13 protein-coding genes are annotated in these 14,764 nt (G+C 65.2%); 3 read left to right on the forward strand and 10 right to left on the reverse strand.

Going from position 1 to position 14,764, the window contains the following annotated elements:
- Positions 1 to 189 precede the first annotated feature (189 nt).
- Complete coding sequence (locus DBR10_RS01480; protein ID WP_108489746.1) at positions 190 to 1,101, forward strand: SMP-30/gluconolactonase/LRE family protein; 912 nt, start codon at positions 190 to 192, stop codon at positions 1,099 to 1,101.
- A gap of 247 nt (positions 1,102 to 1,348) precedes the next feature.
- Here the strand turns inward: DBR10_RS01480 and DBR10_RS01485 are convergent, their stop codons facing one another.
- On the reverse strand, positions 1,349 to 2,440 hold the full coding sequence (locus tag DBR10_RS01485; protein WP_108503820.1) for an NADH:flavin oxidoreductase: 1,092 nt from the start codon (positions 2,438 to 2,440) through the stop codon (positions 1,349 to 1,351).
- Positions 2,441 to 2,636: 196 nt separating this feature from the next.
- On the opposite strand from DBR10_RS01485, the gene DBR10_RS01490 reads away from it, so the two are divergent.
- On the forward strand, positions 2,637 to 3,059 hold the full coding sequence (locus DBR10_RS01490; RefSeq protein ID WP_108503829.1) for a hypothetical protein: 423 nt from the start codon (positions 2,637 to 2,639) through the stop codon (positions 3,057 to 3,059).
- Position 3,060: 1 nt separating this feature from the next.
- Here the strand turns inward: DBR10_RS01490 and DBR10_RS01495 are convergent, their stop codons facing one another.
- The 4 genes from DBR10_RS01495 to DBR10_RS01510 all read right to left on the reverse strand — a co-directional run bounded on the left by DBR10_RS01495 (position 3,061) and on the right by DBR10_RS01510 (position 5,829).
- A complete protein-coding gene (locus DBR10_RS01495) occupies positions 3,061 to 4,272 on the reverse strand; it encodes an acyl-CoA dehydrogenase family protein (protein ID WP_108503819.1) in 1,212 nt (403 codons plus the stop codon).
- Positions 4,273 to 4,277: 5 nt separating this feature from the next.
- Positions 4,278 to 4,568, reverse strand: a complete 291-nt coding sequence (locus DBR10_RS01500; protein ID WP_108503818.1) for a putative quinol monooxygenase — start codon at positions 4,566 to 4,568, stop codon at positions 4,278 to 4,280.
- A 115-nt stretch (positions 4,569 to 4,683) separates the two neighbouring features.
- The gene (locus DBR10_RS01505) at positions 4,684 to 4,977 is read right to left on the reverse strand and encodes a hypothetical protein (RefSeq protein WP_233243165.1); all 294 of its coding nucleotides are present in this window, start codon (positions 4,975 to 4,977) and stop codon (positions 4,684 to 4,686) included.
- A 156-nt stretch (positions 4,978 to 5,133) separates the two neighbouring features.
- A complete protein-coding gene (locus DBR10_RS01510; protein WP_108503817.1) occupies positions 5,134 to 5,829 on the reverse strand; it encodes a J domain-containing protein in 696 nt (231 codons plus the stop codon).
- Positions 5,830 to 6,104: 275 nt separating this feature from the next.
- On the opposite strand from DBR10_RS01510, the gene DBR10_RS01515 reads away from it, so the two are divergent.
- Entirely contained in the window at positions 6,105 to 6,923 is an 819-nt protein-coding gene (locus tag DBR10_RS01515) for a hypothetical protein (RefSeq protein WP_108503816.1), read from the forward strand.
- Between the two features lie 56 nt (positions 6,924 to 6,979).
- Here DBR10_RS01515 and DBR10_RS01520 read toward each other — a convergent pair whose 3' ends face one another.
- The 5 genes from DBR10_RS01520 to DBR10_RS01540 form a co-directional block, all read right to left on the reverse strand.
- The gene (locus DBR10_RS01520) at positions 6,980 to 8,431 is read right to left on the reverse strand and encodes a GH1 family beta-glucosidase (RefSeq protein WP_108490428.1); all 1,452 of its coding nucleotides are present in this window, start codon (positions 8,429 to 8,431) and stop codon (positions 6,980 to 6,982) included.
- Positions 8,432 to 8,514: 83 nt separating this feature from the next.
- On the reverse strand, positions 8,515 to 10,725 hold the full coding sequence (locus DBR10_RS01525; RefSeq protein ID WP_158272178.1) for a putative bifunctional diguanylate cyclase/phosphodiesterase: 2,211 nt from the start codon (positions 10,723 to 10,725) through the stop codon (positions 8,515 to 8,517).
- A 165-nt stretch (positions 10,726 to 10,890) separates the two neighbouring features.
- The gene (locus tag DBR10_RS01530) at positions 10,891 to 11,961 is read right to left on the reverse strand and encodes a M48 family metallopeptidase (protein ID WP_108503814.1); all 1,071 of its coding nucleotides are present in this window, start codon (positions 11,959 to 11,961) and stop codon (positions 10,891 to 10,893) included.
- Position 11,962: 1 nt separating this feature from the next.
- A complete protein-coding gene (locus tag DBR10_RS01535; RefSeq protein ID WP_108503813.1) occupies positions 11,963 to 13,042 on the reverse strand; it encodes a YjgN family protein in 1,080 nt (359 codons plus the stop codon).
- A 130-nt stretch (positions 13,043 to 13,172) separates the two neighbouring features.
- Positions 13,173 to 14,675 (reverse strand): hypothetical protein, encoded by a 1,503-nt coding sequence (locus DBR10_RS01540; protein WP_108503812.1) that lies wholly within the window; start codon positions 14,673 to 14,675, stop codon positions 13,173 to 13,175.
- Positions 14,676 to 14,764 lie beyond the last annotated feature (89 nt).

The raw sequence follows: 14,764 nt of genomic DNA on the forward strand, positions 1-14,764 counted from the left end.
GGAGCCGGCAACAAGTACGCGATTGCCTGAAACCACACGCGTCGGGGTTGATGTTGCCGGAACGACACGGTTCAGCGAACCGCGAATCCTCAACATCGCAGACCACTGCCAACGAGATGACTAGCCGCATTCAAACGCCCGTTTATAGTCCTTCCACTCGCCCGGCAGAGGCGAACAGGGAGAGACAATATGGACATCGAACTCGTCGCCGAAGGCCTGCTGTTTCCGGAGGGGCCGATCGCCATGGCCGACGGCTCAGTGATCCTGACCGAGATCCAGGGCCAAAGGCTGAGCCGGGTGACGCCCGACGGCCGGCGCGAAACCGTGGCCGAAACCGGCGGCGGCCCGAACGGAGCTGCGATCGGGCCGGATGGCGCGATCTATGTGACCAATAACGGGGCCAGCTTCCAGTTCATCGACATGGGCGGCCTCAACGTGCCGGGCCCGACCCCGGTCAGTCACACGGGCGGCCTCATCCAGCGGATCGACATCGCCACGGGCGCGATCACGACCCTTTACACCGAATGCGACGGCAAGCCGCTGGTCGGCCCCAATGATCTGGTCTTCGACCGCCAGGGCGGCTTCTGGTTCACCGACCATGGCTGCAGCACGCCCGAAGGCCGCAAGTTCGGGGCGCTCTATTATGCCCTGCCGGACGGCTCGAAGATCGTCCGGGCCCGCGATCACTTCGTGTCACCCAACGGGGTGGGCCTCTCGCCGGACGAGAAGACCGTCTACATGGCCGACACCACGCTGGGCCGCCTGTGGTCCTTCGACATCGAGGCCCCGGGCCAGTTGGCCGCGCCCGCCGGCTTCGCGCCCGGCAATGTCGTCTGCAACCTGCCAGGCTACCAGTTGCTGGACAGCCTTGCTGTCGAGGCCGGCGGCAAGGTCTGTGTGGCGACGATCATCAATGGCGGTATCACAGTGTTTGATCCCGACGGCACCACCGAGCACTTCGCGTTCCCGGATGTGATTGTCACCAACATCTGTTTCGGCGGACCGGACATGCGCGACGCCTGGATCACGGCCTCGGGCACGGGCAAGCTCTACAAGGCGCGCTGGCCGCGGCCTGGCCTGAAGCTGAACTTCAATGCCTGAGATCAGCGCCCTCCCCTTCGGGGGAGGGTTTGCGGATCAGTCCCGCAGAATGGACCCGACGAGGAGCAGGACCAGGGCCGACAGTCCGAACAGTCCGGCCAGAATGGGTAGCAGTTGCATGAGGCTCGGTCTCCTGGGCACCACAGGATGACGAGGGGCCCTTCAGCCAGACCATGCGCCGGGGCCGTCCAGCCGGACAGCCCCGGAACAGGGGGGATCGGGCCCGAAGCCCGACGTTCCGCCGGACCTAGTAGAGGACGCCCAGCGCTTCGCGTTCAAAGCTCTTGAGTTCATCGTTGCGGCCTTCGCGGATCTTCACGACCCACTCGGGATCCTGCAGCAGGGCACGGCCCACACCGACCAGATCAAACTCGTTGCGCTCCAGGCGCTCCAGCAGGCCATCGATCGAGGCAGGCTGGCTGCCTTCGCCGCCAAAGGCCGCGATGAACTCGCCCGACAGACCGACAGACCCGACGGTGATGGTCGGCGCGCCGGTCAGCTTCTTGGCCCAGCCGGCGAAGTTCAGGTCGCTGCCTTCGAATTCGGGTTCCCAGAACCGGCGCTGCGAGCAGTGGAAGATATCGGCCCCGGCATCGGCCAGTGGCTGCAGCCAGGCTTCCAGCAGTTGCGGGGTCTCGGCATTGCGGACCGAATAGTCCTGCTGCTTCCACTGCGACAGGCGGATGATCACCGGATAGTCGGGGCCCACAGCAGCGCGCACGGCCTTCAGGATCTCGGCAGCGAACTTGCTGCGATCGGCGATGGTCGGACCGCCGAAGGCGTCCGAGCGAACATTGGTGCCTTCCCAGAAGAACTGATCGATCAGATAGCCGTGCGCGCCGTGCAGCTCGATGGCATCAAAGCCCAGCAGCTTGGCATTGCGGGCCGCGTCGGCGAAGGCGGCGATGGTGTCAGCCACCTCGGCATCGGTCATCGGTTCGGTGAAGGGGTTGCCGCCCTTCTTGGACAGGCCCGAGGGGCTGTCGATCTTGCCCAGAACGTCCTTACCCTTGGCGGCGCCGACATGCCAAAGCTGCGGCGCGATCAGGCCACCGGCGGCATGAACCTCGTCGACGACCGTCTTCCAGGCCGCCAGTTCCTTCTCGCCATGGAAGCGCGGCACATTGGCGTCATTCAGCGACGCGTCGCGGGCCACGCCCGTGCCCTCAGTGATGATCAGGCCGACCTGGTTCTCGGCGCGACGACGATAGTAGGCCGCCACGTCATCGGTCGGCACCCCGCCCGGAGAGAAGGAGCGCGTCATCGGGGCCATGACGACCCGGTTGGGCAGCTTCAGGGACTTGAATTCAAAAGGCTTGAAAAGGGCGTCGAGGGCCATAGGGGCGCTCCGGAAGGAGGAAACTTGACGATGATCCAAACATTTGTTCGAACCCGGCGCCATGCAGAAAAACTGCAACGGTTGCGGTTATCTGAAAGGTCTGAACCAGGATGCAGGGGTGAGGCTGCCGATTGCTGTTGCCTTGCGCCCGGTCCGGTCCACCATCGCGCCCGCGGATTCGGAACAGGGTGCCACGATGTCCAAAACAGCCAAGCCGCTCAGGTTCTGGATCATGCTTGCCGCCGGGGCCTTCGCCTTCACGATCCTGATGTTTTCCCTGACCGACTATTTGCACGCCTATCTCGGTCATGCCGGACCGATCGGCCTGCTGAAGGCTCCGATCATCCAGCACAAGGTCGGCGAACTGCTGATTGCCATTCCCCTGTTCCTGACAGCCCTGACGCTCTCAATCTGGCCTGCGGAAAGGGTCGCTACCAATCTCAGAGGAGCCTGGCCGATGTGGGGTCTCGGGGCTGCCCTGAATCTGTTGGCCTGGGTCGGCTATTCCCTGCCCTGGACCGACGCAAACCGGCTGTGGTTCGCGCTGCTGGCGGTCGCGGGTTTGGCGGGCCCGCCGCTGCTGGCCCGCCTGATCACGTCGAAAGCCCGGTCCGGCTGAGCTAGAGCCCCAGCACCATCTTGGCCATGATGTTGCGCTGGATCTCGTTGGATCCGGCGTAGATCGAAGCCTTGCGATAGTTGAAATAGGCCGGTGCGGCAGGTGCCGCGTAGTCCGGCCCGGCCCGGCCCTCATTGGTCGGGGTCCAGGTGTCGCGCACGAACGGCGCGGCATAGGTTCCCACGGCCTCGAGCGTGAGTTCGGTAATCGCCTGCTGCGCTTCCGAGCCGACGCATTTCAGCATGGAAGAGACCGGTCCCACGGCCTTGCCGGCGCTGCGCCCGGAGAAGATCCGCAGTTCAGCCGCGTTCAGGGCCTGCACCGAGATCTCCATGTTGGCGATCTTGCTGCGGAAGTCCGGATCGTCGATCAGACGGCCACCGTCATCGGCCCGTTCAAGGGCGGCGATGCGCTTGACCTTCTTGATCATGTTCATCAGGCCCGGCGCATAGGCGTTGCCGCGTTCGAACTCGAGCAGGTACTTGGCATAGGTCCAGCCCTTGTTCTCTTCGCCGATGCGGTTGGCGACAGGCACCCGGACATTGTCGAAGAAGACCTGGTTGATTTCCTGCTGGCCGTCAGACGGTCCATCCAGGGTCGGCAGCGGCTTGATCTGAATACCGGGGCTGTCCATGCGCAGTAGCAGGAACGAGATCCCGTTCTGCGGCTTGCCTTCGCTCGACGTGCGAACGAGGCAGAACATCCAGTCAGCCCACTGGGCCTGGGTGGTCCAGATCTTCGACCCGTTCAGGACATAGTCGTCACCATCGCGCTCGGCCTTCATCTGCAGGGAGGCGAGGTCCGATCCGGAGCCGGGCTCGGAATAGCCCTGGCACCACCAGATGTCCGACGACAGGATCGGCGGCAGGTGCTGCTTCTTCTGCTCTTCGGTTCCGAAGGCGAGGATCACCGGCGCGCACATCTTCAGGCCCATGGGCGACGGGCTGGGCGTTCCGGCCAGCGACAGCTCCATGTTGAAGATGTAGCGCTGCGAGGCCGTAAAGTCGCAACCGCCCCACTCCACCGGCCAGTCCGGCGCAGCCCAGCCGCGCTCGGCCAGCTTCTTCTGCCACTTCACCTGACCGGCCTTGTCCAGATAGCCGTTCTTGGACTGGCTCATCTGCTTGCGCAGGTCGTCGTCATAGGCCGTGGCGATCCAGTCGCGAACTTCCTGCTGGAAGGCGAGATCTTCGGCGGAAAAGGCGAGATCCATGGTCCCTACTCCACCGCGTCCAGATATTCGATCTCGGGACGGCCTGCCATGAACGGCCCCATCGCCGCGCCGCCGGCCTTGAAATAGTCCGTCGCGCCATGGGCCTTCAGGTCATCCATGGTCGCGTAGAGTTCCAGCACCTTGTAGGTGCCGGCCTCGGTCTTGGACCGGGTGAGCTGGTAAAGCAGGCAGCCCGCCTCGTTGCCCTTTACCTTGGCGGCCAGGTCGAGGAACACCGCCTCAAACTCTGCGGTCTTGTCCGGCTGGACCTTCAAGGTCGCGACGACACCGATCATACTAGCCTCCCAAACATTTGTTTGAAGGCAGTCTCGACCAGTCGAAGGCCGGCCGCAAGGGCGACGTTGGGTAAGGGGTTCTGCAACCGGCCAGCACGGGCCGATACGGCGCAGACTACGGGCGGTCGTTCCAGCCGTAGGCGACCCAGGAATGTCCGCCCACGTTACGGGCCTCGATCAGGGTGGGATCCTGGGAGCCGGCCTTGACCGTACGCCGGGCCCGCATGGCAAGGGCAACGAGGCCAAACAGGGCGCTGCCCATGAAACCGATCACGACCACGGTTGCGGCAAAGACCACCGCCAGGACCGAGCCGATGACGACGGCGGCCGACGTGGCCAGGGCCCCGGCCAGCCAGACCAGGCTGCGAAGGGCAGATCCTCCGGCCATCGATGTCGAACGCGCGTTCATCGTCGTCCTTTCCCGGCACGAAGGCCGATCGATCGCCCCCGTCCCAAACAAGTTGGATCACCAAGGCTGAACGTCAACTGAATACCTGGGCCGAAAACCAGAAAAGCCTGATTCTGGGTGAAAGATGAGGATGCAACTCACGCCCCCGCGCCGGCCCTAGCCTGCCGCCGCAAGACCCATGTCGCGCCGCTCACGCATGACGGTGGTGAAGGCCTCATTGATCGCTGCGGCCTTTGCCTCGGCGACCTCGATGAACTCGGCCGGCAGGCCCCGGGCGCGGGCGCGGTCGGGGTGAGCCACCGAAAGGGCCGACTTCCAGGCAGCCCGGACGGTCGCGTCATCGGCGTCGGCCGGGACATCCAGAACCACATAGGGATCGTCGGCCTCGGTTCCGAGGTGCACGGCACGGAGCCGGCGGAAGGCCAGCGGCGACAGGCCGAACAGGTCTGCGACACGCTCCAGATAGTCGATCTCGACCTGGGTGACGACGCCGTCTGCCTTGGCGATGTGGAACAGGCCGTCGACGACGTCTTCCAGGATCTGCGGACAGCCCCGATAGCGCTTGGCCAGTCGCTTGGCATAGCTTTCGAAGCCATGGGTGGTCTGGCGCGCAAGGTCATAAAGCCGGTGAATATTGTCTTCCGACGCAGGGTTGGGATGAAACACTTCACTGAAGGCTGCAAACTCGTGACCGTCAGCCCGGCCGTCGGCCTTGGCCAGCTTGGCCCCCAGGGCCGTGACGGCCGTTGAAAACGCCGGATCTTCGCCCGGCAGGCCCGCAGGACAGTCAGGGCATTCCGCCAGATCCAGCCGGCGCGCGGCAATCTTTGCAATGTTGCGCCAGAAGGTCATGACAGTCGGTGAAGCCCTTGCAGGTTGTCGGCGATGGACAGGAAAAGGTACGCGCAGGCGCGTCCCGTGGATGTCACCAGCCCTTCATGTCTAGCATATTCCGTCGCGTCCCCTACCCACTCGGGTGTGCATGAACTGTAATTCATGCTGGAGCTTTTAACGCCGATAACCGTTCAGCGACCGATTGAACCGGAAACGGCGCCACGCTGTGGTCCCATTCCCCGGCGAAATGATCTAGTCATGCCCTGACTGACGACAGAAGGACGCCCAATCGAATGGGGATCTCCCTCCTCCTCGCCCTGGCCATGGCCGGCCAGGTGCCGACCACCGCCTCGATCTCCGCGCCGCCGGCCGACGACTACGGCTACGTGTCGTGGTGCTATGGCGCGCTGGGCGGCTATGTGGAGCTGTATGATCAGGTGATGCCGGAGGTCACCCGCATCGAGAAGGCCTTTCCAGGCCCTGATGGCGTCGAGGCCTCGCTCAAGACCTATCCCGAGATGCGCACCCAGGCCCGCGGGGACCTGAAGACCTTCACCAGCGCGATTACGGCGGCCGAGAAGGCCAGTCCGCGCCCGATCGCCGAATATGGCCGCACCGCGATCAACAAGGGACGCTCGGTCTGGGCCGGATCAGACACCGCCAACAAGGCCCGCCTCGCCCAGGTGTGGATGAGCTGGTCGCCGCCCAATGACTGCGAGACCCGCGCCAAGTCACTCGAAAAGCGCTCCAATATTCTGGGCAAGGCGCTGATCTATAACGCTGCCAGGCCGGTCGAACCGCCTGCCGTTGCGCCACCCGCTGCCGAACCAACCGTCGCAGAGCCGCCGCCCCCTCAGAGCGGCGCGCCGGAGACTCCGGCTTCCGATCCCGTCGCTGCGGCGTCTCCGATCCCCGAGAGCCCGGCATCGCCGCCAGAGGCCGCCGTGCCTCCGCTGCCGCTCGAACCGGCAGTGCCGGTGAACCCGGGCTCGAAGCCCAGTGCAAAGGCTGCGGAAATCCTCATCGATCCTCTGGATCCAAAGCCCTGTAGCGGCCGCCTGGAGCCGGCCCGGCGCGGGGGCAAGGCTGTCCTGATCTGCCGCCCGGATTAGTCACCACGCCCGGCAGCGCCTTCAGCCGGACGTGATGCGCCGAGTAAGAGACGTCCTCAGGGTTTCAGAGGCAGGGCATCACTCTCGGCCAGGGCCTTGAACCATTGGTAGGACGCCTTGGGAGTCCGCACGCCGGTCGCCCGGTCATGCGCCACCAGCCCGAACTTGGACGTATAGCCCAGGGCCCATTCGAAGTTATCCAGCAGGGTCCAGGCGAAATAGCCGCCCACCTTCGAGCCGGCCTCACGAGCCGCCAGGACCGCTTCAAGATGGCGGCGCAGATAGTTGATCCTGAAGGTATCGTCGATGATGGCGGGGCCCTTGCCGAAAGGATCCGAGGCCCCGTTCTCGGTAATCAGGACCGGCGGTGCGCCGTAGTCGCGGCGTACCATCTCCAGCACCTCGAACAGGCCTGAGGGATCGACATGACGTCCGAATGCATCGAGCTCGGCCCCCTTCGGCGGACTGGCCGGCGCGATCTTGCTGGGTGACGACAGATCAAGCCTCACATAGGCCGGTGCATAATAGTTCACCCCGAGGAAATCGACGGGCTGGCGGATGCGGGCCAGGTCGCCGTCCTGCACCACACCCCCCTTGAGCAGATCGTCCATCGCCTGCGGATAGGTGCCCTTGAACAGCGGGTCCAGCCAGGCCCGGTTCCACAGCCCGTCCAGACCGTCAGCCGCCAAGCGGTTCCAGATGGCCAGCGGGCCACCGGCCGGACGGCAGGGCTGCAGGGCCATGGTCGTGCCGATCGAAAGATCACCGCCACCGGCCCGAAGCGCCTGAATGGCCAGCCCCTGCCCCAGGTTCATGTGGTGAATGACCGGACCCAGAAGGCTGATGTCTTTAAGCCCCGGCGCATGCTCTCCCAGGACGTGGCCGAACACGGCATGCACAGCCGCCTCATTGAGGATGATATAGTGCTTGAGCCGGTCGCCCAGCGCGGCGACCACGGCCTGGGCATAGTCCGCCAGGCGCAGGGCCGTATCCCGGTTCTTCCAGCCGCCCTTGTCCTGCAGCCCCTGGGGCAGATCCCAGTGAAACAGGGTGGCATAGGGCGTCACGCCCTTGGCCAGCATGGCATCGACCATCTTTGAATAGTGATCGAGGCCCGCGGCATTGATCGGGCCCTCTCCGGTCGGCAGGATCCGCGACCAGCTGAGCGAGAAGCGATAAGCATCCAGCCTTGCGCCGGCGATCAGATCTATGTCCTCCGCATAGCGGCGATAGCTGTCGGTGGCGACGGTCGCATCCGTTCCGTCCACGACCTTGCCGGGAAGTTTCTCAAAGCCGTCCCAGACGCTGGGGCCGCGCCCATCGACCGTCTGTCCGCCCTCGGTCTGGAAGGCCGCCGAGGCCACGCCCCAGATGAAGTCCTGGGGAAACTGCCGTGATTTTGGAGAGAGGTCCGTCCCGGGGGCCGTGTCGCACCCTGCGAGACCGAGGCCCGCGCCGCCCAGGGCCAGCGCCGCCAGGGCGCGCCGGCTGATGCCGTGTTGATCCATGCCGAACCCTCCCGATGTGCAGGGGTCAGCGCCCCCTTGGGGGAGAGCATCGTCGGGAAAGGCCGGGTTGACCAGCCCCGGCTTCAGGACCCGATCTTGCGACGGACCCGCTTTACGGTAATCGCGTCCACGCTGGCCAGGGCCCGAGCTTCGCAGGCTGCCGCGATCGCAGAGGCCGGCATCGGGCGACCAAGCAGGAAGCCCTGGAACTCGCCGCAGCCGAGCCGGGCCAGGGTCTCGAACTGGTCCTGGGTTTCGACGCCTTCGGCTGTGGTCTTAAGGCCAAGCGACTTTGCCAGACCGATGATCGCCCCGGCCACCGAGGTCTTCTCACCTGGGGTCAGGCTGGCGACGAAGGAGCGGTCGATCTTCAGTTTGTCGATGGGATGGCGGCGCAGATAGGCCAGGCTGGCATAGCCCGCGCCGAAATCGTCCAACGCCAGCTGGAAGCCCAGCTGCTTGATATCGCGCAGGGTATCGCGAACGGTTTCGCTGTCCTTGAGCAGAACGGTCTCGGTTATCTCGAGGACAAAGGTCGAGGCGCTGGCCCCGGTTTCCAGCAGGATCGCTTCAACCTCGCCGACAAAGCCCGGCGCGCTCAGCTGCAGGGCCGAGACATTGACCGAGACCTCCAGCCCCGGCCAGCGGAGGCTGTCGCGGCAGGCCTGGCGGAACACCGCGCGGCCGATCTCGGAGATCAAACCCGTCGACTCGGCCAGCGGAATGAAGATGGCCGGAGCGATATCGCCCCGTTCGGGATCGTGCCAGCGCGCCAGAGCCTCGACGCCGACCACGACACCCTTCGCGTCCGTCAGAGGCTGGTAGGCGACCGTCAGCCGGTCGCGCTCGAGCGCGTCGCGCAGGTCACGCTCGAGACCCTTTCGCAGGCGCAGGGCCGCATCCATCTCGGGCTCGAAGAAGCAGTAGCGGCCGCGGCCGGACTCCTTGGCCCGGTACAGGGCCACATCCGCCTGGCGCAGCATCTCGGCCTGGCCGTGACCGGCATCCGACACCACCGCAACACCGACCGAACAGGACAGTTCGGCCCGGCCGACACCGAGGTCCAGATCGCCGGAGAGGCCTTCGACCACCCGCTGGGCCAGGGCCGCGCAGCCCTGCGGCGAGGTGTCGGGCTGGATGATGGCAAACTCGTCGCCGCCCAGGCGGCAGATGGTGTCGGTTTCCCGGCAGATGGCCGTCAGACGACGTGCGACCTCGCGGATGACCGTGTCACCGGCATCATGGCCATAGCTGTCATTGACCTCCTTGAAGCGATCGAGGTCGACGCAGAGGACACCCAGATAGCCGGGCTTGCGGCGCAGCAGGGCATGGGCGTGGACCAGACGGTCGGTGAACAGCGTGCGATTGGCGAGACCCGTCAGCGGATCATGCAGGGCCAGATGCTTCGCCTCAGCCTCGCTGAGCAGCAGCTTCTTGGCGGCCCGGCGCGTCACCCGGAACAGCAGCAGGGCTCCAAATCCGGCAGCCAGAACGGCGAGGGCCAGCCACGGCGAAGCCTGCCTCAGCAATTCGGCCCCGGGGCGACGCGGGCTCCAGCGCAGGACAATGCCGCGACCGTCGGGGGCTCGACCCATCTGGATCTGGGCATCCTGGCTCTTGAGCGCGTCAGCCGGGACGATCTCGATCCGCGCATCCTTGAGCAGGAAGCGGTCCGAGAAGGCTTTCACGACACTCTTGGCCACCGGCACGCCAGAGATGATCAGGGGAGCCCGGTCCGTGCGGGTGCGCGCCGCAAGGTCCGGGCGCACCAGCGATACCGTGATCATCACGGGCTCATTGCCGATCAGCTCCACCCGGCCCTTATGGACCGCCCGCAGGGCCGCAACTCTTGCGGGGTCCTTCTCGATGGTCCGGATCTCGTCAATCAGGCTGCGGGTCTGGGCCGCGTAGGCGGCATAGGCCTGGGGCGAGACATCGGTGCCGTTCAGATGACCGTAGATCGGCTGGTCATTCGCATCGAGCACAAACACGGCATTGTAGCCCAGGGCCCCGCCGATCGACGCACCGACATTCTGGCTGGCCCATTGCAGGTCGAAGTCATTGTCCAGCTTGTGGATCGCCTCGTCCCAGATGACGTAGGGATTGAGCGCGGTCTGAACTTCCTTTGCCCGCTGGCGCAGTCCATTGGCGACAAGTGTCTGCTCATAGAGCCGTTCCCGCAGATCGGCCTGCCGGACAGCCGTAATCAACAGGCCGGCCGCCAGCAGGATCACTGCCGTCGCCATGCCAACGATCAGGCCGAAAATCTTCAGCTCGATGGTGTTGCGGTTCATTCGCCGGTCCCAGAAGACGCGGCATTGGTCCATGCGACCCGTTTCCGAAGTCCTTACTGACCGAGATTTTTGGGCATTTTGCCGCACATTGTTCTTCGAGGGCCGCGACGGCCTCCTCCCGGTGCATCCGCGAGGGGCGGACGCCGTCGGTTCAAGGTCGTCACATCACCCCTGTCGACGACAAACGCTCTTCAGGCTCCGCCAGTCCGCGTCGGTCAGGGCTGGTCGCCCGGGACGCGCCGCCGCCTGCGCCCGGTTGGCCCGCCCGCCCGTATCCGGATGGGTCGCGAACCACTCCGCCGCCTTGCGCAGGCGCGGATCATCCTTGCGATTGGCCATCCGGCCAAAGAAGTCCGCCATCCCCTGGGTCGAGATGTCTCGCGCGGCGAGAAGCTCGATACCCCGTACGTCGGCCTCAGCCTCCAGATCGCGGCTGAAGCGCTGGTCGGCGAAGCCGCCAAACAGCAGGACCGCCTGCTGTCCGGCCCCGGTACCGCCACCGACCACGGCATCCAGAACCATCCCGGCGCCCATGGCCCGCCAGGCAGCCTGCATCGCGTGGCGCCGCTCGACGTGGGCGATTTCGTGAGCCAGCACGGCGGCGAGTTCATCCGGCGACTGGGCCTGGGTGATCAGATCGTCCGTGACCAGAATCGCCCCGCCCGGCAGGGCGAAGGCGTTGACGAAGGGCGCGCGGACCGCCCGGACCCGGATCTCGAACGGCGAGTCCGACGATTTCGCCAGGTCCCGACCCAGTTGGGCCAGCACCTGCGCACCTTGCGGATCGCCCTTGCAGGGCCGGAACGGTGTCGTCAGCTGGGCTTCCATATTGGCCCCGAAGCGGGCTTCCAGGGCCGGCGAGGTCCAGCGAGCCAGCGGAGCCGCCGCCATCGGCACGCCAACGAACACGAAGGCGGCCAGGCCGAGGCCTGCCACCGTCAGTCCAGCGACAAGGCCCAATTCCCGGCGACGATCGGATGGGCGGGTCTCGCCCGCCAGCGCCCGCCAGGCCGCAACTTCGACGACGAGCCGGGCGTCATCGCCCTCCCGGCTCAGCTTCAGGCGCTGATCCGAATGCGGCGTTTCCCGAATGGCGGTCAACGGCCAGTCTAGCCCGGCCAGCGGCACGCCGTCAGGGTCGGCCTCAACCGACCGGGCCACAAGCCGACCGCCCTCGACCCCGACCGTCACCGGCCAGGGCCTGGACGTCAGGCCGTCGAACAGAAGGCCGTCCACCCTAGAACGGCGAGACGTCGAACGCGTCGGCCAGTCCCTCACCGGTCTTCGGCCCCTGGGGAGCCTGAAGGGCCGCTGCGAGCTGGGCCTCACCCGTACTGGTCAGGCGCGAGATCAGGAACCGGGCCGTGCGCGCCAGGACGACAGGCGTCAGGAAGCCCAGCGTGAAGATCACGATCAGCATATTGGTCAGGGTCAGAACGATCAGTTCGCCCGCACCGACCTTGAGGCTGAAACGGGCCTCGCCCAGGTGCAGCGACCGGGCGATCTCGCGCATCACCGCCGCATGGTAGGCGGCCGAAGCCAGAACCACGACCAGCACAAAGACCAGCGCATAGGCGTAGATCGTACCGATCATCGTCACGCTCGGCTCGGCACCATTGTTCGCGTTCGCCATGGCGGTCGGAACAAGCGCTGCGATGAAGGCGATGTAGCCGACAACGCCCACGATCCAGGCAATGGCGAACGGTCCATACAGGCCGACTTCGTTGGCGCGCTGCCAGCGCAGCTTCTGATCCCCGAAAGACAGGTTTCCCCACAGCTTCTCGGCCAGATTCATCGTCATGGCCGGCGCGTACCAGCCCAGGGTGATGCTCGTCAGCAGGCCATAGCCGAGATAGGACCAGCCATATTCGGCCGGCGAACCCTTGAGCTGGAACCGGATGCCCCGCCACGTCGTACGGCTGGCGATGTAGCGATAGGTCATGAAGATCGCGGCCCCGATCAGCACGAACAGGCCGATGTAGAGCGGAATAAACAGCAGGGAAAACAGCGGATTGACGAACTGAACCGCCAGAATGACCGCAAGATAGGGTACGCCCAGCACCACGAGTGCGAACAGGAAGCCCAGGAACAGTTCCTTGCCCTTGCCGGTATATTCGAACGGCTCGCCGTTCAGGCTGATGTGCGACCAGATCCGGCGACGGACCTCCGTCTTGGCCCAGAACCGGTAAAGCGTCAGCGTGACGATGTTGAGCAGGCCGTTCTTGATGCTGAGCCCCAGAAAGGCTTTTGAATCAATCGTCTGGCCAAAGGTCAGCGTTTCGCCCTGCGCGGGCGATGGCGCGCCGCCTTCCCCCATGAAGTCCCCCCGAAAATCATACTAGGACCGGTAACATTGCCGGTCTGGAGCAACCGTCGCGGGATTTGTCGCACCGGTCAACCTTTCAAGCGACCCGCCTCTCCCGTGCCCCGCTGACAAGAACCCGGGCTTAGGGGGTTTTCTTTTCGGCCGCATCGATCTCTTTGAGCAGGGCCTGCGCGGCCTGGGACTCGCCCGTGCTGTGCGGATCGCTGGCCAGCGGACGCAGGATCAGCCGGGCAGTGTCGGCATCCTTGATCGCCATGGCCGCATGAGCTGCGTCGAGGCGGAAGTGGCCCACCTGTGGCGCGATCATCACCGTCTGAAGGCGGATGTCGACGAGACCGTCATCAATGGGACCTGTCATGCTGCGGGCATCGGCATAGCCGTGCAGGGTCATGGGATTATTCGGGTTGAGCTTGAAGGCCCGGGCAAAAAGCTTGCGGGCCTGGTCGATATTGGCCGCCTGGACGGCAGGGTCTTTGTCTTCCGTGCGCAGCCGGGTTTCGGCCAGCAGGACGAGGGCCTCTTCATCGGCAGGGTTGGCCTTGACCAGATCTTCCAGGGTCGTCAGCCCCACGGCTCGCTCGCCGTAGGCGATCTCGGCGCGCGCCGCCACCAAGCGGGCGAAGCGGTCCTGGGGCTGAGCCTTGGCCACTGCCCGGATCTCGGCCAGCAGGCCGGTCGGCACACCGTCCTCATTGCGCAGCTTCAGACGCTGGTTGGCCAGAAGCAGGTCATCGGCCGATGCCGGAAGGGGCGTGATGGTCATCGCCACATCCAGTGCTTCCTGGCGCGGCAGCATGCCAGCGGGCAGCGGCCGGTTCAGATAGGCCCTGAGCCGGGCGGTCAGGCCCTTCATGTCGTCGCCATAGACCTTCTGCCAAGCCGCCACGGGCTCGCCCCCGTTGCGGATCTGATCCAGATAGACCACCAGACGCTTCTTACGCTCCGGGTCCGAGAGGATGTAGTGGGTCAGCAGCCAGGACTGGGCGTAGAAGGCGAGGACACTTTCCTTCTTGAGTTCGGAGGGGCGCTTGGTCAGGACATCCGACATGTCGATCCAGCCGCCGGGTACGGTCAGGGAATAGGCGCGACCGTTGTTGACGCCCCCCACCACCATCCGGCGGTTCGCGAGGTCGGCCGTCATATAGTATTCGGCATACCCCTCGATCAGCCAGGCCGGATAGGCATTGGCATAGTACTGCAGCATGAAGTGGTGCACGTACTCATGGAAGATGACGTCGTCGCCGCGGTTCTGATCGTCAGACTCGGCATCGCCGTCGGGGATGGCCGCGACGAAGACGTCGAGGGGTGTTGCGAAATAGACGCCGCGCACATCGTCCTTGGCCTCAGGCAAGACCCGTCGTAACTGCTTGATGTTCTGGGTCAGATAGACGGGCAGCTTGCGGTAGGGCACCTCGTCCTGGGGCCGCCCGTGCAGACGCCGCAGCAACGAGTCGAAGTCCTCGAGCATGGTCGTAAATTCGCGCAGCGACTTCTCGCTGCGGCCATAGACCTCGAAATGCTCGCTCTCGGCCCGCAGCCAGTCTGCCCTGGCCAGCCCCGGACTGATCAGCAGGACTGACGCGAGAAGCATCCCCCCCAGGCGCTGGCCCATCGTGCGGGTCATGGGACTTCTCCTCGTTCAAGCGACCAGAGCGATCCTTGCACGAAGGGCGACACGACTTTCAAGTGCATCCAGCCATGAAAGTCGTGTGC

It is taken from the genome of Caulobacter sp. HMWF025 (assembly GCF_003060965.1).
Taxonomy (GTDB): Bacteria; Pseudomonadota; Alphaproteobacteria; order Caulobacterales; family Caulobacteraceae; genus Caulobacter.

Coding starts and splice junctions, on each gene's coding strand:
- DBR10_RS01525 (WP_158272178.1), bottom strand. CDS start 10,725: ATGAACCGCAACACCATCGAGCTGAAGATTTTCGGCCTGATCGTTGGC.
- DBR10_RS01490 (WP_108503829.1), top strand. CDS start 2,637: ATGTCCAAAACAGCCAAGCCGCTCAGGTTCTGGATCATGCTTGCCGCC.
- DBR10_RS01500 (WP_108503818.1), bottom strand. CDS start 4,568: ATGATCGGTGTCGTCGCGACCTTGAAGGTCCAGCCGGACAAGACCGCA.
- DBR10_RS01515 (WP_108503816.1), top strand. CDS start 6,105: ATGGGGATCTCCCTCCTCCTCGCCCTGGCCATGGCCGGCCAGGTGCCG.
- DBR10_RS01510 (WP_108503817.1), bottom strand. CDS start 5,829: ATGACCTTCTGGCGCAACATTGCAAAGATTGCCGCGCGCCGGCTGGAT.
- DBR10_RS01520 (WP_108490428.1), bottom strand. CDS start 8,431: ATGGATCAACACGGCATCAGCCGGCGCGCCCTGGCGGCGCTGGCCCTG.
- DBR10_RS01540 (WP_108503812.1), bottom strand. CDS start 14,675: ATGACCCGCACGATGGGCCAGCGCCTGGGGGGGATGCTTCTCGCGTCA.
- DBR10_RS01480 (WP_108489746.1), top strand. CDS start 190: ATGGACATCGAACTCGTCGCCGAAGGCCTGCTGTTTCCGGAGGGGCCG.
- DBR10_RS01485 (WP_108503820.1), bottom strand. CDS start 2,440: ATGGCCCTCGACGCCCTTTTCAAGCCTTTTGAATTCAAGTCCCTGAAG.
- DBR10_RS01505 (WP_233243165.1), bottom strand. CDS start 4,977: ATGAACGCGCGTTCGACATCGATGGCCGGAGGATCTGCCCTTCGCAGC.
- DBR10_RS01535 (WP_108503813.1), bottom strand. CDS start 13,042: ATGGGGGAAGGCGGCGCGCCATCGCCCGCGCAGGGCGAAACGCTGACC.
- DBR10_RS01495 (WP_108503819.1), bottom strand. CDS start 4,272: ATGGATCTCGCCTTTTCCGCCGAAGATCTCGCCTTCCAGCAGGAAGTT.